Source organism: Sphingomonas trueperi (assembly GCF_040545665.1).
Taxonomy (GTDB): domain Bacteria; phylum Pseudomonadota; class Alphaproteobacteria; order Sphingomonadales; family Sphingomonadaceae; genus Sphingomonas; species Sphingomonas trueperi_B.
Map to the genome: position 1 here is coordinate 142,501 of NZ_JBEPMH010000003.1, position 18,448 is coordinate 160,948.

19 protein-coding genes are annotated in these 18,448 nt (G+C 68.4%); 7 read left to right on the forward strand and 12 right to left on the reverse strand.

Annotation, left to right across the window (positions count from 1 at the left end; genetic code table 11):
- The first annotated feature begins 2 nt into the window (after nt 1-2).
- From ABIC65_RS11430 to ABIC65_RS11460, 7 genes are all read left to right on the forward strand, one after another.
- On the forward strand, nt 3-419 hold the full coding sequence (locus ABIC65_RS11430; protein ID WP_354308775.1) for an MFS transporter: 417 nt from the start codon (nt 3-5) through the stop codon (nt 417-419).
- Nucleotides 362-1,399 (forward strand): MFS transporter, encoded by a 1,038-nt coding sequence (locus tag ABIC65_RS11435; RefSeq protein WP_354308777.1) that lies wholly within the window; start codon nt 362-364, stop codon nt 1,397-1,399. Before ABIC65_RS11430 ends, ABIC65_RS11435 begins: the two co-directional genes overlap by 58 nt.
- Before the next feature lie 18 nt (nt 1,400-1,417).
- Entirely contained in the window at nt 1,418-2,359 is a 942-nt protein-coding gene (locus ABIC65_RS11440; RefSeq protein WP_354308779.1) for a TauD/TfdA dioxygenase family protein, read from the forward strand.
- Between the two features lie 260 nt (nt 2,360-2,619).
- Nucleotides 2,620-4,275 (forward strand): arylsulfatase, encoded by a 1,656-nt coding sequence (locus ABIC65_RS11445; protein WP_354308780.1) that lies wholly within the window; start codon nt 2,620-2,622, stop codon nt 4,273-4,275.
- Complete coding sequence (locus tag ABIC65_RS11450; RefSeq protein ID WP_354308781.1) at nt 4,272-5,216, forward strand: formylglycine-generating enzyme family protein; 945 nt, start codon at nt 4,272-4,274, stop codon at nt 5,214-5,216. Before ABIC65_RS11445 ends, ABIC65_RS11450 begins: the two co-directional genes overlap by 4 nt.
- Before the next feature lie 150 nt (nt 5,217-5,366).
- Nucleotides 5,367-6,908, forward strand: coding sequence for a hypothetical protein (locus ABIC65_RS11455; protein WP_354308783.1), 1,542 nt, complete (start codon nt 5,367-5,369; stop codon nt 6,906-6,908).
- A gap of 28 nt (nt 6,909-6,936) precedes the next feature.
- The gene (locus ABIC65_RS11460; protein ID WP_354308784.1) at nt 6,937-7,161 is read left to right on the forward strand and encodes a hypothetical protein; all 225 of its coding nucleotides are present in this window, start codon (nt 6,937-6,939) and stop codon (nt 7,159-7,161) included.
- A 69-nt stretch (nt 7,162-7,230) separates the two neighbouring features.
- Here the strand turns inward: ABIC65_RS11460 and ABIC65_RS11465 are convergent, their stop codons facing one another.
- From ABIC65_RS11465 to ABIC65_RS11520, 12 genes are all read right to left on the reverse strand, one after another.
- Entirely contained in the window at nt 7,231-7,560 is a 330-nt protein-coding gene (locus ABIC65_RS11465) for a hypothetical protein (protein WP_354308786.1), read from the reverse strand.
- Between the two features lie 121 nt (nt 7,561-7,681).
- The gene (guaA, locus tag ABIC65_RS11470) at nt 7,682-9,241 is read right to left on the reverse strand and encodes a glutamine-hydrolyzing GMP synthase (protein WP_354308788.1); all 1,560 of its coding nucleotides are present in this window, start codon (nt 9,239-9,241) and stop codon (nt 7,682-7,684) included.
- Between the two features lie 49 nt (nt 9,242-9,290).
- A complete protein-coding gene (locus ABIC65_RS11475; RefSeq protein WP_354308789.1) occupies nt 9,291-9,992 on the reverse strand; it encodes a YoaK family protein in 702 nt (233 codons plus the stop codon).
- 11 nt (nt 9,993-10,003) lie between these two features.
- Nucleotides 10,004-11,305, reverse strand: a complete 1,302-nt coding sequence (locus ABIC65_RS11480) for an alginate export family protein (protein ID WP_354309380.1) — start codon at nt 11,303-11,305, stop codon at nt 10,004-10,006.
- A 184-nt stretch (nt 11,306-11,489) separates the two neighbouring features.
- Complete coding sequence (locus ABIC65_RS11485; protein WP_354308790.1) at nt 11,490-11,915, reverse strand: DoxX family protein; 426 nt, start codon at nt 11,913-11,915, stop codon at nt 11,490-11,492.
- Nucleotides 11,916-11,917: 2 nt separating this feature from the next.
- Nucleotides 11,918-12,793 carry a VOC family protein gene (locus ABIC65_RS11490; protein ID WP_354308791.1) on the reverse strand — a complete coding sequence of 292 codons (876 nt, stop codon included), beginning with the start codon at nt 12,791-12,793 and terminating at the stop codon, nt 11,918-11,920.
- A gap of 152 nt (nt 12,794-12,945) precedes the next feature.
- Nucleotides 12,946-14,799 (reverse strand): amidohydrolase, encoded by a 1,854-nt coding sequence (locus tag ABIC65_RS11495; RefSeq protein ID WP_354309382.1) that lies wholly within the window; start codon nt 14,797-14,799, stop codon nt 12,946-12,948.
- An 89-nt stretch (nt 14,800-14,888) separates the two neighbouring features.
- Nucleotides 14,889-15,137 (reverse strand): DUF1427 family protein, encoded by a 249-nt coding sequence (locus tag ABIC65_RS11500; protein WP_084583914.1) that lies wholly within the window; start codon nt 15,135-15,137, stop codon nt 14,889-14,891.
- A gap of 27 nt (nt 15,138-15,164) precedes the next feature.
- Complete coding sequence (locus ABIC65_RS11505; protein ID WP_354308793.1) at nt 15,165-16,004, reverse strand: alpha/beta fold hydrolase; 840 nt, start codon at nt 16,002-16,004, stop codon at nt 15,165-15,167.
- Between the two features lie 87 nt (nt 16,005-16,091).
- Nucleotides 16,092-16,748, reverse strand: a complete 657-nt coding sequence (locus ABIC65_RS11510; RefSeq protein ID WP_354308795.1) for a hydrolase — start codon at nt 16,746-16,748, stop codon at nt 16,092-16,094.
- 336 nt (nt 16,749-17,084) lie between these two features.
- A complete protein-coding gene (locus ABIC65_RS11515; RefSeq protein WP_354308797.1) occupies nt 17,085-17,747 on the reverse strand; it encodes a response regulator transcription factor in 663 nt (220 codons plus the stop codon).
- A gap of 68 nt (nt 17,748-17,815) precedes the next feature.
- Nucleotides 17,816-18,397 (reverse strand): M17 family peptidase N-terminal domain-containing protein, encoded by a 582-nt coding sequence (locus ABIC65_RS11520; protein WP_354308798.1) that lies wholly within the window; start codon nt 18,395-18,397, stop codon nt 17,816-17,818.
- Nucleotides 18,398-18,448: the final 51 nt, after the last annotated feature.

The window sequence follows — 18,448 nt, forward strand, 5'->3', positions numbered from 1 at the left end:
CCATGGCGACGATCCCCGCCGACGACACCCGGTTCCGCATCGCCTCCCCGCCGATCCGCGCCGACGAGCCGCCGGCCTGGCGGCTGATCGGCTTCGCCTCGCTGGCGGTTCCCATCGCGGGCGCGGGGCTGCCGCTGATCCTGTTCGTGCCCCAGCTCTACGCCAGCCACTACGGGCTCTCGCTGGCGACGATCGGGCTGATCTTCTTCCTCGGCCGCTTCTGGGACGTCGCCGCCGATCCGATCGTCGGGGTGCTGAGCGACCGCACGCGCAGCCGCTTCGGCCGGCGCAGGCCGTGGATCGCGGCGGGCGGGCTGCTCTTCGGGCGGGTTCGGCGCTGCTCTTCTTCCCGCCCGCGACCGTGGCGCCGCTCTACCTCGCGGCGGCGCTGTTCCTCTTCTACGCCGGATGGACGATGATCGAGGTGCCCTTCTCCGCCTGGGCGGGGGAGCTTTCGGGCGCCTATCACGGCCGCACCCGATCGGTGACCTTCCAGCAGACCGCGCAAGCCTCGGGCCTGCTGCTCGTGCTGATCCTGCCGACCCTGCTCGAACAGTTCCGCCCCGCCGACATCGCGCTCAAGCTGCACGTCGTCGGCGGCTTCATCCTGCTCACCCTGGCGCCGGCGCTGGTGCTGAGCCTCACCGCCTTTCGCGAGCCGCCGCGCCCGGCCTACGAACCCAAGCCCGAAGGCTTCCTCCGTACCGCCAGCCTGATCCTGCACGACCGGTTGCTGGTCCGCGTGCTCGCCTCGGACGTGGCGGTCACTGCCGGCCAGTCGATCCGCGCCGGGCTGATCACCTTCTTCGCGGTGAACTATATGGGCGAGCCCGGCTGGGCCAGTGGCCTCTACCTGTTCCAGTTCGTCTTCGGCATCTTCGCCGCGCCCCTCTGGCTGCAGATCGGCCGCCGCTTCGGCAAGCGCGAGACCGCGATCCTAGGCGAGCTGGTGCAGGTGGCGATCAATCTCGGCCTGCTCTTCGTGGTGCCGGGCGGGATCGGGCTGCTGCTGGCGCTCACCATCGCGCAAGGGCTGGCGCAAGGCTCGGGCAATCTCATGCTCCGCGCGATGGTCGCCGACGTCGCCGATCACCATGAGCTGGAGACCGGCCACAACCGCACCGGCCTGTTCTTCTCGGTGTTCAGCCTCGCCACCAAGGCGGGGCCGGCGATCGGCATCGGCATCGCCCTGCCCTTCATCGCCTGGATGGGGTTCAGCCCCAAGGGCGCGAACCCGCCCGAGGCGCTGGAGACGCTGAAGTACGTCTTCGCGCTGGGCCCGGCGCTCGCCCACATCCTCTCTGCCGCCCTCATCTGGCGCTTCCCGCTCGACGCGCAGCGCCAAGCCTCGATCCGTCGCGCGCTCGATGCGCGTGCCGCCGGCCAACTTCCCCTGTGACCCTGAAGGAGAATGCACATGACGATCCAGACGCATGACTTCCCCAACGCCGCCGATGCCGACAGCGTGCTCGACGTCCACCCCGTGGCCGGCCGGATCGGCGCCGAGATCCGCGGCGTGCGGCTGGGCGGCGATGTCGACAACGCTACCGTCGAGGCGATCCGCGCGGCGCTATACCGCCACAAGGTGATCTTCTTCCGCAACCAGACGCATCTCGACGATGCGGCACAGGAAGCCTTCGCCGAGCGCCTCGGCGATCCGCTCGCGCACCCGACCGTGCCGGTGGCGCCGGGCTCGCGCTTCCTGCTCGAGCTCGACAGCAAGGAAGGCGAGGCAGCGTCGGCCTGGCATACCGACATCACCTTCCTCCCCGCCTATCCCGCCGCCTCGATCCTGCGCGCGATCACCATCCCCCCGGCGGGCGGCGACACGCTCTGGGCCAATGCAGTGACGGCGTACGAGACGCTGCCCGAACCGCTCAAGGCGCTGGTGGAGACCCTCCGCGCGGTCCACACCAATGCCTTCGACTATGCCCAGCAGCGCCCCGAGGCGACCAGCGAGCAGGTGCGCCGCCACCGCGAGGTGTTCGCTTCCACCGCCTATGAGACCGAGCATCCGGTGGTCCGTGTCCACCCCGTGACCGGCGAGAAGCTGCTGCTACTCGGCAGCTTCGTGAAGAGCTTCGTCGGCTTCAGCCGCGAGGATTTCGCCCGGCTGTTCGGCATCCTGCAGGACCATGCGACCAAGCCCGAGAACACGGTGCGCTGGCGCTGGAACCCGGGCGACGTGGCGATCTGGGACAATCGCGCCACCCAGCACCGCGCCATCGCCGATTTCGGCCACCAGCGCCGCACGCTGCGCCGCGCGACCATCGCCGGCGACGTGCCGCGCGGGGTCGACGGCGCGCCCAGCCGGGTGCTCAAGCCCGAGCCGGTCGCCGCGATCGAAGCCGCCGCCTGACCTTCACCGCTAATAGCTGTGCTCCTCGATCCAGGGCTATCGCATAGGGCGTCTCAGCCACCTCACCCTTCCCACCGCCTGCGGCGGCGGGCCCCTTCCCTCTCCCACAAGGGGAGAGGGAGGTGGGGTGCCGCTTCTCCCTCTCCCCTTGTGGGAGAGGGAGGGAGCCGCGAAGCGGCGGAAGGGTGAGGGGGACTTCGGTGCCACTGCGAACCCTGCGCACTGACAGAAGCGCGGCCTCCTTTTCGGATATGCCATCCATGCGCCTTCGCCTCGCCGCCCTGCTCCTGCTGCTGCTCCCCTCGCCCGCCGTGGTGGCGAAGGACCAGCCCCGCCCCGCTGCGCCGCCCAAGCGGCCCAACATCCTGATCATCGTCGCCGACGATCTCGGCTATTCGGACCTCGGCGCGTTCGGCGGCGAGATCCACACGCCAAATCTCGATGCCCTCGCCCAGCACGGCCTGCGCCTCACCGGCTTCCACGCCGCGCCGACCTGCTCGCCGACCCGATCGATGCTGCTGTCTGGAACCGACAATCATCTGGCGGGCGTCGGCAACATGGCCGAGCTGATCGCGCCCAACCAGATCGGCAAGCCGGGCTATCAGGGTTATCTCCCCGACGACGTGGTGACGCTCGCCGAGCGTCTGCGCGACCTCGGCTATGCGACGGCGATTTCAGGCAAATGGCATCTCGGCACGCGCCCGCAGGACGACCCGACCAAGCACGGCTTCGACCAAGCCTTCACCCTGCTCCAGGGCGGCGCCAACCATTTCGGCATCGATGCGACGCCGGTGCCCCTGCCCGGCCAGGCGACGTACCGCGAAAACGGCGTCACGCTGCCGAGCCTGCCGAAGGACTTCTACTCGTCCGACGCCTATGCCGCGAAGCTGATCGGGTTCTTGGGGCACGTCGATCCGGCCAAGCCCTTCTTCGCCTATCTCACCTTCACCGCCCCGCACTGGCCGCTTCAGGCGCTGCCCGAGGACATCGCCAAGTATCGCGGCCGCTACGATGCGGGGTTCGAGGTGCTGCAGGCCGAACGGCTCAAGCGCCAGCAGGCTCTGGGGCTGGTGCCGGTGGGCGTGAAGCCGCACCCCTTCGTGCTCCCCGACGGGCGCGACTGGGCGCATCTCTCGCCCACGGAGAAGCGCGAGCAGGCGCGGCTGATGGAAGTCTATGCGGCGATGGTCGACCGGCTCGACCAGAATGTCGGCAAGGTGATCGCGCACCTCAAGGCGACCGGTCAGTATGACAACACGATCATCCTGTTCCTCGCCGATAACGGCGCGGAAGGCATCGACCTCGCCACCACCAAGCTGCCGACCATGGCGGCGCGGCTGAAGGCGGCGGACAACCGGCTCGACAATCTCGGCGCGGCGAGTTCCTACACCGCCTATGGCCCAGGCTGGGCGCAGGCGGCGACCACGCCGTCCTTCCTCTACAAGGGCTTCACCAGCGAAGGGGGCACGCGCGTCGCCGCGTTCCTTTCCTATCCCGGCTGGAAGCGGCAGGGCGGGATCAGCCATGCCTATGGCACGGTGATGGACGTGGTCCCGACGCTGGTCGAGGCGGCCGGCGGCAGCTGGCGGGGCAGCAGCTATGGCGGCCGCACGGTACAGCCGGTGCGCGGGGCCAGCTGGCTGCCCTATCTGCGCGGGCAGTCCAAGGCGGTGCATGGGCCCAAGGAGATCGTCGGCACCGAATTGTTCGGCCGCCGCGCGATCCGGCAGGGCGACTGGAAGATCGTCGATCTGGGCGACGGCTGGAAGCTCTACAATCTGGCCGAGGACCCCGGCGAGACCCGCGACCGCGCCGCCGACCAGCCCGCCCGCCTGAAGACGCTGGTTGCGGCATGGGACGCCTATGCCAAGGGCGCCGGCGTGGTGATGCAGTCCACCCCGGCGACCTTCCCGTGAAGCCCGCCCTGCTCCTCGCGCTCCCGCCGCTGCTCGCGCTGCCGCTGCTCTGGGCGACGCGCCCGGCGGCGGCGCCCACCCCTGCCGGCCCGCCGCGTGTGTGCGCCGGCAGCCATCTCGATCGGCCGGTGCGCATCCCCGCCAGTCGCTTCGTGATGGGCAACAGCCGCTACTACCCGGAGGAAGGCCCGCCGACCGAAACCGAGGTCCCCGCCTTCGACATCGATGCGCACGAAGTGACCAACCGCCAGTTCGCCGCCTTCGTCGCCGCCACCGACTATCGCACCGAAGCGGAGAAACCCCGCGGCGGTGCCTTCGTGTTCGTGCCGCCGAAAACCCCGACCGACGAACCCGATCCGCGCCGCTGGTGGCGCTTCGTGAAGGGCGCGAACTGGCGGCATCCGGAGGGTCCGGGCAGCAGCATCGCGGGGCACGAGGAGGAGCCGGTGGTCGCCGTCACCTTCGCCGATGCCCAGGCCTATGCCCGCTGGGCCGGCCGCGCGCTGCCGAGCGAGGAGCAGTTCGAGGCGGCCGCGCGGGTGGGCCTCGCCGATCCGGACGCGGAGCCCAACCCCGACAAGGCCAACACCTGGCAGGGCAGCTTCCCGGACACCAACGCCAAGCGCGACGGCTATGCCGGGCGCGCGCCCGCCGGCTGCTTCAAGCCCAATGGCGCGGGCGCCTATGATCTGATCGGCAATGTCTGGGAATGGACCGAAAGCTGGTACCTGCCCAGCCACGCCCCCTTCGCGGTCGGTGATGGATCGCCCGGCAACCCGAGCTTCGATCCACGCCAGCCCGACGCCAAGGCGCGGGTGATCAAGGGCGGCTCCTATCTCTGCGCCAGCAACTACTGCGCCCGCTACCGCCCCGCCGCCCGCCATGCGCAGGAGGAGACACTCGCCGCTTCGCATCTCGGCTTTCGCACCGTCAGCCGATAATCGACGTGCGCGGCGGAGCCAATCACGAGCTCCGCCAGCGTTGCCCCTTCGCCCTCGGCGAGGCGCAAGCCCTTCCCGTCTAATCGAATCGCTGATGGCGGGGCCATCCGGAACGCCGCATGATCCTCGCGCGATCAAAGGAGGTCCGCGATGACATCGATAGGCGCGTCTCTCGCTGCGGGTGCTACGGCCGGAATAGGGCTGTCGCCGCCGAGCCCGCCCGATTGGGCCGCCGAGGTGCTGAGCTGGGCCTCCCCCGACGGGCTGATCCTGCATGCCGCCCGCCCGCTACTGGCCGCGGGATTGCGCCGGTCCGGTGCCGGTACGGATTGGGGACAGAGCCTCCAGCGCTTTCTCGAAGATCCACGTTCCGTCGCATCGTTCCAGGCGGGCATGCGCCAGGGCGTCTACGAAGGCGGCAAGTCTCTCGTGGAGGGGGCCTGGGGAATCGCGAAAGCCGCCTATGATGCCGGTCCCGGCGGATGGCTGGTCGAAGGGGCGCAGCGCGCGGGCGTGCTGGGCGAGGTACCGTCCTGGGTGCCCGATGCGAGCCGCGTGACCGATCAGGGCGCGGCGATCGGCGGCGCGATCACCGGCTATCTGCGAGACGTCGCGCAGGATCCGTCGAAGCTCGGCAACGACGTGAAGGGCTGGATCGCCGCGCATTGGAGCGGTCTCAAGGCCGATCATGCCGCCGCGGCGGCCAGGGGGCCCGCAGCCGAGGCCGAATGGTGGGGCAAGATCACCGGCCGGGCGACCTTCGAAGTTGCCGCCATGGTCGTGCCCGTGAGCAAGTTCGCGACGGTCGCGAAAGCCAGTGAAGCGCTGACTTTGGCGGCACGCGCAGGCTCGGTCGGCAAGACTTTCGCCGAAGCAGCCAGGGCCGGCAAGCTCGACACGCTGTTCACCGCCGCTCGCCAGGCCGGCAAGACGGCCGAGCTCGTCGTGGAGGCGCGTGCGGCCGGGCGCCTGCCCGAGCTGGTGGCTGCGGCCCGCAAGACGCCCGGTGGCGTCGAGGCCGTGGCGCACGAGGGCAAGCTCACGCTGCGCGACATTGCGGGCTTGCAGAAGAACGGTGACCTGAGCGGCGTGGAAGCCGCAACGGCCCGGCGCGCGATCGCGAGCAGCACCCTGCAGACGATGCTCGAGCGCGCCCCCGCCGCCAAGGCCGAGGTCGATGCGCTGGCGGACAGGATCGCGGGCGTGTTCGGCGGCCGGGTCGCCAAGGCGCCGGTGAAGAGCGAGGGTCGGGCGCTCGAGAAGATCATGGCGGACTATGCGGGGGACGCCAGCCGGATCAAGGATCTGGTGCGCAACACGATCATCGTCGATGCCAAGGACATCGGACGGGTCGTGGCGCGGCTGGAGGCTGCCGGCGCCAAGGTGAAAACCGTCGCCGCGGCCAGCGATCCGCTCGGGTACAGCGGCATCAACGCGACCATCGTCACCAAGAGCGGCCTCACCGCGGAGATCCAGGTGAACACGGCCAAGATGATCTTCGCCAAGGAAAGCGCCGGCAACGCTCGCGCGATCCTGGGAGACGCCAGCTACCAAGCGATCGCCCGCGAGGTCGGCGTGCCGGGTGGACGCGGCCATACACTGTACGAACAGTGGCGGGCGCTGCCCCCGGACTCGCCGCGGGCAAAGGCCATTGCTGCCGAGAGCCGCGCTTATTATGCCCATTTCCGCTGAGGAACGACGGATGAACGGAGCCAGGATTATGGAGAAGGGCGACTTCTTCCAGGAACGCGACCGCTACTTGTTCGAGCCGTTCGAGGAAGCGTTCTTCCACTGGGACCATCGCCGCCGCACCGTCCACATGAAGTTCGCTGGACAGGATTTCGACGTGGAAGTGCCGCACGACCATCGCATCTTCAATGATGCGATCCTGAGCGGACGCGAGGTGGACAAGGCCGCCTATGAGCGCGGCAGCACACAAGGCTGATCCCCGCGCCTGAGGCATGCTGCACGGGGCCGGCCGGGGCGGCCATCCCCCCGGAGTTCCGGCGAAACGCTACACGAAGTCCAGCCTCGCAACGCCGGGCATGTCGCCATAGGCGCGCAGGATGCACTGGCGCGGATCGACTTCACGCCCAAGCTGATGATGGACGGTCTTGAGCCAGGTGGCCGCACGGATGTACTGGCAGCTGCCGAGCCACCGCGCCTGGAGATGGGCGCGCAGCATCTTGTGCCCCGCCGCGACCAGCGCGGCTTGGTCGAAGGACTGGATGGCGGTATAGTGCCGGCACAGCGCATAGCCGAAGTCGCGCGGCTTGAGGGTTACGCCAAGCTTCACCGGCCTGGACGTGCCGGTCCATCGCTCGTACATCTCGATGCCGGCCATGTAGACGAAAACTACTAATCTACAGCACCTTCACAGCCCCGACAGGCAAACCTATACAGTTCATATTCCTACAAATTTCCTGTGACACACCCTTACTTACCGGCTCATGCCGGAAGCGCCCTCACTCCCACTCGATCGTGCCGGGCGGCTTGCTCGTATAGTCGTAGGTTACCCGGTTCACGCCGCGCACCTCGTTGACGATACGCGTCGCGACACGCGGCAGGAAGCCGGCGGGGAATTCGAACGCCTCCGCGGTCATGCCGTCGATCGAGGTCACCGCGCGCAGCGCAAGTACGCTGTCATAGGTGCGGCCGTCGCCCATCACGCCGACGCTGCGCACCGGGGTCAGCACCGCGAAGGCCTGCCAGATCGTGTCGTAGAGGCCCGCATTGCGGATCTCCTCGAGATAGATCGCGTCGGCCTTGCGCAGGATGTCGCAGCGCTCCTTGGTCACTTCGCCCGGGATGCGGATCGCCAGGCCCGGCCCCGGGAAGGGGTGGCGGCCGACGAACACGTCGGACAGCCCAAGCTCGCGGCCGAGCGCACGGACCTCGTCCTTGAACAGCTCGCGCAGCGGCTCGACCAGCTGCATGTTCATCCGCGCGGGCAGGCCGCCGACATTGTGGTGGCTCTTGATCGTCACCGACGGGCCGCCGGTGAAGCTCACGCTCTCGATCACGTCCGGATAGAGCGTGCCCTGCGCGAGGAAATCGGCGCCGCCGATCTTCTTGGCCTCGGCCTCGAACACGTCGATGAAGGTCTTGCCGATGAACTTGCGCTTCGCCTCGGGGTCGGTGACGCCGGCGAGGCCGCCGAGGAACAGTTCCTCCGCGTCCACATGGACGAGCGGGATATGGTAATGCTCGCGGAACATGGTGACGACCTGGTCGGCCTCCCCTGCTCGCATCAGGCCGTGATCGACGAACACGCAGGTCAGCTGGTCGCCGATCGCCTCGTGGATCAGCACCGCGGCCACCGCGGAGTCGACGCCTCCCGAGAGGCCGCAGATCACCTTGCCGTCGCCCACCTGCGCGCGGATCTCGGCGATCTTGGCGGCGCGGAACTCGGCCATGGTCCAGTCGCCCGACAGGCCGCAGACATGGCGCACGAAGTTCGCCAGCAGCCTGGCGCCATCGGGGGTGTGGACCACTTCGGGGTGGAACTGCATCGCGTAATAGCGGCGCTCGTCGTTGGCGATCACCGCATAGGGCGCGCCCGGGCTCGCCGCGACCGGGCGGAAGCCCGGAGCCAGGTTCGCGACCTTGTCGCCATGGCTCATCCACACCTGATGGGTCTCGCCGGTCTGCCACAGGCCGTCGAACAGCGCGCAGCCATCGGCGATCTCGATGAACGCGCGGCCGAACTCGCCGCTGTCGCCCTGCACGACCTGGCCGCCCAGCTGGTGCATCATCACCTGCTCGCCATAGCAGATTCCCAGCACCGGCAGACCGCTGTCGAAAATTTCCTGCGGCACCCGCGGGGAGCCTTCGTCGAGCACCGAGGCGGGCGAGCCGGAGAGGATGATGCCCTTGGGCTGCATCCGGGCAAAGGCCTCGGCGGCGGTGGTGAAGGGCGCGATCTCGGAATAGACCCCGGCTTCGCGAACGCGGCGTGCGATCAGCTGGGTCACCTGGCTGCCGAAATCGACGATCAGGATGGAGTCGGTGTGCTGGAGCGTCATGGCTGGCCGATAGGGAGCGATCGCCGGGCTGTCAAAGGGGTGCGGTCGATCAGGGCCGCAATGGCTCGGCGGCGACCGGATGACGAACGCAGGCGAGCGTGCCGACGAGCACGGTAAGCCCCGCGACCACCAGCGGAATCGCGAGGCCGTAGCGGTTGACGAGGATTGCGCCGAGGAAGGCGCCGATCAGGATCGCCACCACCGCCGCGAGCCGTCGCCCGATGTTCGGGTTGCGCCCGCCCGCCAGATGCGAATCGGCGGCGATGCCGGTGAGCGTCAGCGTCAGTACAGTGGTGGTGAGATCGGGCACCTTGAGCTGGCGGATCGTCGCGTTGCGGAAGCCCATCGCGATCGCGGTCAGGGCGATGATCGCGAAGACGCAGGTTTCGGGCAGGATACCCATCGGCCCAGCCCAGGCGGCGACACCGGCTGCAATGCCGAACAGCACTGCCTCGATGATGGCGGCGAGCACCAGCCAGCGCCGCAGCGGCTGCCCGGCGAGATGTGACCCCACCTTCCCCGCGACGAGCGCGCCGATCAGGAAGGATGCCAGCGCGACGATGTAGGGCGCAATCGTGAAGCCTGGCGTACCCGCCGCCGCGAAGCCGAGAAACACGATATTGCCGGTCATGTTCGCGGTGAACACCTTGCCGAGCCCCAGCACGCTCACCGCGTCGACAAGGCCCGTGGTGACGGAGAGCAGCAGGAGCAGCGGCGGGAGCGGGGAAGCGGTGGTCTTGGGGTCGGCCATGGCAGGGGTCCTCAAAATCGGAAGTTGCTTTCCAGGCCGATCATCCGGATCGGGCGGGGCGCACCGGTTTCGCGCAGAAAGCGACCGGCTTGGAAGAAGGAAAGCGAAGCGGAAAGCTCGAGCTCGGCGGTAGCCTGCCAGGCGATCGCGCCTTCGACCTGCTTGCCGATGAACCGGGCGCGGCTGTTGCCGGGCGCACGAAGCAGGTTGCCGGGAATGTCATAGACGCCGTCGGCCGGGCTGTAGCGCCAATAGGCGCTGCCGGCGATGCTGGCGGAGACGCCGCCGCCTAGCGTGCCGGCAATGCGCGGGTTGAGGTTGATCAGATTGTACGGGCCGACGGGTGACAGCTCGCCGAAATACTTGCCCTTGGGGAACAGCGCGTTGAACGTGCCCAGGCGGCGATCGCCTGCATGGCCGTCGCCGCTGATCACGTTGAAGCGCAGCACTGCATCGGGTGCGAAGGGCAGGTTCGGCAAGTTGCGACCAAGCTCGGTGCCGAGCGTCCAGGCAGCGATCGGCCCGTCGGCGAAGCGCCCGAACTGGGCGACACCCTCGACATTCCAGTGCCAGTTGTCGCGCACGCCATAGACGCGTGCGCCGACGCTATGGCGCAGCTCGCGGCCGGTGCGGTCGCCAAATTGCGCGGTGCGGTTGCGATAGCCTAGATAATAGAGGTCGATCCCAGGCAGCACCACATAGGCGCCCCAGAGCTTCTTGGTCGGCGAGGTACGGTCGTCGAAGGTGCCGAGCCGGGGTGCCACCGGCGCGACGGCGAGCAGGCTGATCTTGGCCCGCCCCACCGTCACGATCCCGCGCACGCCGTCGAAGGCGAGCGGCACGTTGGGGCCGTAGCGCGTGCCGATCAGCCGCTCGGTGCCGAGCGACAGCATCTGCCGCCCGCCGCGCAGGGTGACGGGGCCGAGATCGAGCTCGGCAAAGCCCTGCAATAGATCGGTGCGGGTCTGGTCGATCGGACCGTTGGCCGGGCGTACCCCGGCGGCGTAGGCGAGGATCGGCTGGGCAAAGGCGCGGACGCGGCCGACATGAAGATCGGCATAGGGCAGCACGCGGGTCCAGAGATATGCGTCGTCCGGCGAGGCCGCGTTGCCTAGGCCGTTGCCCTGGAAGGATTCGCTGCGCAGCCGGACTTCAATGCCGGTGGAGAGCCATGCATCGCCGCCAAGCGGGATGTACTTGAACGGCCCGGTCCAGTGGTGCGCGCGCTTCTCGGCATCGGCGAGGTCGGACCAGTCCTCGTCATAGCGGGTGATGCTGAGCGTCGGCGCCTGCCAGGGTTCGGGGGCGGGAATCGATGCGCGCGGGTCACCCTCACCCTTCCCACCGCCTGCGGCGGCGGGCCCCTCCCCTCTCCCAGAGGGAGAGGGGGCTGGAATCCCTCTCCCTCTGGGAGAGGGAGGGAGCGGCGAAGCCGCGGAAGGGTGAGGGTGATCCGGGACAAGCGTCCCCGCCACCAGCACCACCACCGCGGCGAGGCTAGCCACGCCGCTTGGCCTGCTCCGCGACCAGTGCCGCGAGGACGGAGCCGCCGATCAGGCCGAGATGCTCGAAGAACGCGTTGGTCGCGCCGAACCGCTCCGGGCCCGGCGGCATCGTCCAGAAGGCATTGGCGGTGAAGGCGGCGAGCAGGGTGAACACGCCCAGCATCCCCGCACCCAGCCAGATCCAGCGGCCGGTGAGGATCAGCACCGGCCCGATCAGCTCGATCGCGATCGTCAGCGCCGCCCACAGCGCGGGCGGGCTCATCCCGAAATGCGCCTGTTCGGCTACGGCGCCCTGCCAATCGGTGAGCTTCACCACCCCGCCCAGCAGATAGGCGCCGACCAGCAGCAGCCGGGCGAGGAACCAGGTCGGCCGCCAGTCGAGAATCGCGTCGACGAAGCGGGGGTCCGGCGTCGCCATGGTCACTTGCCCGCGGGGCTGTGGATCTCGGCGATATAGTCGCCGGGGAAGCGAACGATCGCCGCACGGCCACCGGCTGCAGCATAAGGCTGCACCAGTGTCTCGACGCCGGCGGCCTTGGCCTTGGCCAAGGTCGCGTCGAGGTCGGGCACGGCATAACCGGTCATGTCACGGCCATAAGGCCAGGGCAGCAGGCCGTCGGTGACGAACACCACCATCTTGCCATAGCCGCTGGTGATCGAGATCCGGCGGATCGTCCTGCCGGGCTCGCCCACTTCGGCGCCCGGCGCCGCGCGGTCATCGGCGGTCACCTTGGCACGCGCATAGCCGAGCCAGCTCTTCACGAAGCGATCGGCGACGTCCTCGGTCAGGTAGATGCGGTTCTCGGGCACGGTTTCCAGCGGTGCGTAGCTCGGCTTGGTTGTGTGCCAGTAGAGCTGCATGTTCACCCCGCCCGGCCACTGGATCAGCGAATCGCGACCGATCGGATCGGGGAAGGTCACCAGCCGGCGGACCGCGCCGTGCTGCACGGCGGCCTTCACCGCTGCGTCGATGTCGGTCACCAGATAGCCGGTGCGCTCGTCGCCGAAGGGGAACGGGATCGGCGTCTTGAACCCGAATACCGAGACGGTGCCGGCGGGCGTCAGCACCAGCTGCGACTTGGTGAGGCTGGTGGTGGGCGTCACCTGGAACACGCCCTGCTTGCTGGTCGTGCCGCCGAAGGTCGCCTGGAAGCTGGTGACGAAGCTGTCGAACTGGTCCTCGGGGACGTAGACATGGGTGGTGTCGTATTGCGGACCCACCGAATAATCGGCGGTCTGCTGGGCGAGCGCCGGGGTGGCGACAAGCAGGGCGGAGGCGAGGAGGAAGAGGCGCATGGGCTGACTCCTGAGGCTATCGCTCCCCTCCCGCTTGCGGGAGGGGTCGGGGGAGGGAATGACGTGGAAGAAGCGCGGATATGGCTCAGCCCCTCCCCTAGCCCCTCCCGCAAGCGGGAGGGGAACGCAGGTGGAAGGGGCAGAACCGAGCATCACACCGCCCAGCAGCCGCAGCCGAGCGCCCCCCAGAAGCTCTGGACGTCGGCGGCGGGCACCTGGGCGCCGAGGGCAGCAGCATGGTCATGGCCGTGGACCGAACAGCTGCTGTGGCAGGCGCAGGCGGAGGCGAGCTGGGCGCGCGCCTCCGGCGACTGGTGGTACCCGCCGAAGGTCGCGACCGGCGACCAGTCGGGCATCGGCCGGGGCAGCGCCGGGGCGAGCGGCACATAGTCACCGTCGCCATGCACCACCTGCCCGCCGAGCAGCGTCAACACCGAGCGGATATGGACGATCTGGTCCTCGGGCACCGAGAAGTAATCGGCCGACAGCACTGCTAGGTCGGCCAGCTGGCCCGCCTTGATCTGCCCCTTCTTGCCCACTTCGTTCGAGAACCAGGTGTTCTCGTGCGTCCACATCGCCAGCGCCTTTTCGCGGCTGACGCGGTTGGCCCCCGGATAGAGCTTGAGCCCGCCCACGGTGCGGCCGGTCACCAGCCAGCTGAGCGACACCCAGGGATTGTAGCTCGCCACCCGCGTCGCATCGGTACCCGCGCCCACCGGCAGGCCAGCGGCGAGCATCTTGGCGATCGGCGGCGTGCGTTCGGCCGCCTTGGCGCCGTAGCGCTCGACGAAATATTCGCCCTGATAGGCCATGCGGTGTTGCACGGCGATGCCGCCGCCCAGCGCCGCGATGCGATCGATGTTGCGATCGCTGATCGTCTCGGCATGGTCGAAGAACCAGTTGATGCCGGTCAGCGGAATGTCGCGGTTGACCTTCTCGTACACGTCGAGCGCGCGGCCGATCGTCTGGTCATAGGTGGCGTGGAGGCGCCACGGCCAGCGATGCTCGGCGAGCAGGCGGATCACCGGCTCCAGATCGCCTTCCATGGTGGGCGGCATGTCCGGGCGGGCGACGCGGAAATCCTCGAAATCGGCGGCGGAGTAGACCAGCATCTCGCCCGCGCCGTTGTGGCGATAGCTGTCGTCGCCCTGCCCCGGCGTCACCTGCTTCACCCAGCCGGCGAAGTCGGCCAGCTCTTCCTTGGGCTTCTGGGTGAAGAGGTTGTAGCTGATCCGCACGGTCAGCTGTCCGTCGGCGTGTAGCTTCTCGATGATCCGGTAATCGTCGGGATAATTCTGGAAGCCGCCGCCCGCGTCGATCACGCCGGTGACGCCCAGCCCGTTCACTTCGCGCATGAAGTGGCGGGTGGAATTGGTCTGATAGTCCTCGGGCAGCTTGGGGCCCTTGGCGAGCGTCGAATAAAGGATCGTCGCGTTGGGCTGGGCGAGCAGCAGGCCGGTGGGGTTGCCAGCGGCATCGCGGACGATCTCGCCGCCCGGCGGGTTCGGCGTGTCCTTGGTATAGCCCACCACCCGCAGTGCCGCCGCATTGAGCAGCGCGCGATCATAGAGGTGGAGGATGAAGACGGGCGTGTCGGGCGCGACGGCATTGAGCTCGTCGATCGTCGGCAGTCGCTTCTCGGCGAACTGATGCTCGGTGAAGCCGCCGACCACGCGCACCCATTGCGGTGCGGGCGTGTTGTCGACCTGGCGCTTGAGCATCGCCATCGCGTCGGCGAGGCTGGGCACGCCGTCCCAGCGCAGCTCCATGTTATAGTTCAGGCCGCCGCGGATGATGTGCATGTGGCTGTCGATCAGCCCCGGGATCACCCGGCGGCGGTGCGCGTCGATCACCTGCGCGCCCGGCGCGGCAGCGGCGCGTACTTCCGCCTCGCTGCCCACCGCAAGGAACTTGCCGTCGCGGATCGCGATCGCCTCGGCCACCGGATTCTCCCGGTCGAGCGTCGTCACCTGGGCGTTGACGAGGATCAGGTCGGTAGCGGGCATGCGGGCATTCCTTGCGAAGAGCGGTGTGGGCAGCAGCGCGCCGGCGGCGGTGGCGCCGGCGGCTGCGAGGGTCTGTCGGCGGGTTAGGCTCATGCCTGGTCGTCGGGCTTCTTCACCGGCACGCCGAGGATCTGCTCGGCGCAATCGGTGCGGATGTAGGCGACGACGTCGTGACCGGCGAAGAGCCGCTTGGCGATCGGCACCGCCTGCTCGCCGAGCAGCATGCCGAGCAGGCCGATCAGCGCGATCGTGGGCGGGGCCGGCGACTTCACGCCGAGGAGGCTGTAGATGACGCCGACCAGCAGACCGACGGCGAGCGAGATCAGATAGGGCTTCATCTGCAAATCCTCCTCGGCGCGTTTCGATCAGCCGCGCACGAAGGCGAGGATGTCGGCGTTCAGCACGTCGGCATGGGTGGTGAGCAGGCCATGGGGGTAGCCCGGGTAGATCTTCAGCGTCGGGTTCGGCAGCAGCTTGGCCTGCAGCTCGGCGCCCTGATGGTACGGCACCACCTGGTCGTCGTCGCCGGCGAGCACCAGCGTCGGCACCGTCATCGCCTTCAGGTCGGCGGTCTGGTCGGTTTCGGAGAAGGCCTTGATGCCGTCATAATGGGCCTTGGCGCTGCCCATCATGCCTTGGCGCCACCAATTGTCGATCACGCCCGGATAGACCTTCGCGCCCTCGCGGTTGAAGCCGTAGAAGGGGCCGGCGGCGACATCGCGGAAGAACTGTGCGCGGTTGTCCGCGGTGCCCTTGCGGAAACCATCGAACACGCTGATCGGCAGGCCGTTCGGATAGGCTTCGGTCTTGGCCATGATCGGCGGCACGGCCGCGACCAGCACCGCCTTGGCGACGCGGCCCTGCGGGATGCCATATTTGGCGACATAGCGGGCGACTTCGCCGCCGCCGGTCGAGTGGCCGATATGCACGGCATTGCGCAGGTTGAGGTGCTCGGCGACGGCAGCGGCGTCGGCGGCATAGTGATCCATGTCGTGGCCGTCGCTGACCTGCTCGGAGCGGCCATGGCCGCGGCGATCATGCGCGACGACACGGAAGCCGTTCGCCAGGAAGAACAGCATCTGGGCATCCCAATCGTCCGACGAAAGCGGCCAGCCATGGTGGAACATGATCGGCTGGGCATCCTTGGGTCCCCAATCCTTGAAGAAGATCGAGACGCCGTCCTTGGTGGTCACGGTGGAAGTCATGGGAAGCATTCCTTGTCGTTGGGGGCAGGAAACGGGGTGGGCCCGGCAGCGCTGGAGAGGGGGCGCGCCGCCGGACCGGGGGCAAACTCAATGGCCTTCGGAGGCGCCGAACATCGTCTTGGCGTAGGTGACGCCCAGGCCGTACGCCCCGCCCCACTGCTTCGCGATGCCGGTGGTCGAGTCGTAGGTTTCGGCGCGCGCCCAGTCGCGCTGCAGCTCGAGCAGATATTGGAGCGAGGTCATCGGCACGGCGCCGAGCTGGATCATCCGCTGCACGGCCCGCTCATGCGCTTCGGCCGAGATGTCGCCGCAGGCATCGGCGATGAAATAGGCTTCGAACCCTTGGTCGATCGCCGAGGCTACGGGTCCGACAATGCAGACGCTGGTCCAGAGACCCGCGAACACGATGCGCGGCTTGGCGATGCGGTTGACCTCTTCGATCACCGCGGCGTCTTCCCAGGTATTCATCGAGGTGCGGTCGAGCAGCTTCTGGCCCGGGAACGCACCGGTCACTTCACTGAACATCGGGCCGGAGAAGCTCTTCTCGGCGACGGTGGTGAGGATCGTCGGCACGCCGAACGACTTGGCGCCGCGGCTGATCAGCGCCGCATTGTTGCGCAGGATCGTCGCGTCGATCGACTTGGTGGCGAACGCCATCTGCGACTGGAAGTCGATCAGCACGAGCGTGTGATTGGTCGGCGAAATCAGCGACTTGCCCGGCGTGGCGGTGGCGGTGAGGGTCATGGGTCGGCTCCTGTTGCTGCCGGGGTCCGGCGTTGATGGGGACAGAATAGCCGCCGCGCATTTTCCGAAAACTCGGATAAGTTGGTGCGTTACGTTCTATTCTCTCGAACAGTTAGCAGCCTGCCGGTCAGCGCCGGACCCAAGCCGGCGCGGCGCGGCGGAGGCCGCCTGCACCCAAGGCCTAGGCCCGCCCCGCCCGCGAATATTGGATATGATTGATGCGAATCCTGCGCCGCGCGCGCCCAAATGTCGGATTCGTCGCGCTGCGTCGTCTTCGAGCAGCGATGCAGGAAAAGATGTGGCGCAACAGCGACATGGTCGCCCGCGCCGGGCATTCTACAGCTCGATCAGCCCGCGCTTGGCGGCGATCGTCACCGCATGGGTGCGATCATTGGCGCCGAGCTTGGCGAACAGCGCCTTCATATGGCCCTTCACCGTTTCCTCGGAGAGTTCGAGACGGGCGGCGATCTGCTTGTTCGAATTGCCCCAGGCGGCGAGCGTCAGCACCGAAACTTCGCGCTCGGTGAGGTCTTCGTCGAGCACGTGCAGCGCGATCGCGGTCGCCACGCTGGCATCGAGATGCTTGCCGCCATGATACACCGAGCGGATCGCCTCGAGCAGCTGGTTGCGCAGGCTGGCCTTCAGCAGATAGCCCATCGCCCCCGCCCGCAGCGCCTTGATCGCGCGCCCGTCGCCCGAATAGGTGGTGAGGACGATGATTCGGGCATCCGGCGAGGCGGCGCGGATGGCCGTGATCGCCTCCAGGCCGGACATGTCCGCCATCTGCAGGTCCATCAGCACCAGGTCGGGGCGGAGCCGCGCATAGGCGCCGATCGCCTCGGCGCCGCTGCTGGCCTCGCCGGCGATTTCCATGTCGGTCTGGGTGGAGACGACCGCGCGCACGCCTTCACGCAGCAGCATGTGATCGTCGACCAGCAGGATGCGGATCGGCGCGCTGACGCGTGCCGGCGCACGCCCGCTGGAAACCCTGGTCAACATCGTACGCGCACCCACATTCCGGAAGAATGCCAAGCATAGCAGCTTTGGCGGCATTGCGCACCCATGGCTCAGCGCCAGGTCACCAGGGTGTCGCGCAAGGTGGCGATAGTGGGTTCCGCGGCGGCGTCGTGGATGTCGAAGGTCCATCGCATCGGGAAGGCCTCGCCGCCATGCGCATCGATCGCGGCGAGCGCGCCGCGCATCATCGCAGCGGCACTCGGCGCGGCCAGCGCGTCGGGAAGATCGCGCTCGGACCAGCCGAGCAGGCAGCCTACCGATGCCGCGCCGATCCGCAGCGCCGCGCGCATCGCCAAGCCGGTGAGGTTGCCGACAGCCTCGGGGTTGGTACCCGGCGCGTTTCCGGTGCCGATCAGCATGAGGGTCGCCGCGCGAATGGGCGGTGCCGGGCGGGTGAGCATCAGCGTCTCGCCGAATCCGCCCGTGAAGATCCCACCTTCGCGCAGCCGGAACAGCGTGCCGTGCAGCGCATGATCGACCGCATCGGCGCCGCCGCGATGCGCGCCGGCCATATCCTTCTGGAGCATGCCGACGACGAGCAAATCGTCTTCGGCCGCCAGGACGTCGATCCGTGCCGCCGCAAACGACACGCCCCGCCAGGCGCCGATCGCCAGCGATTGCCCGCTTTCCATCCCGACGCCGCGCTCCCTGCCCCCGCAAGTCCTTGCCGAACGGCGCGCCAT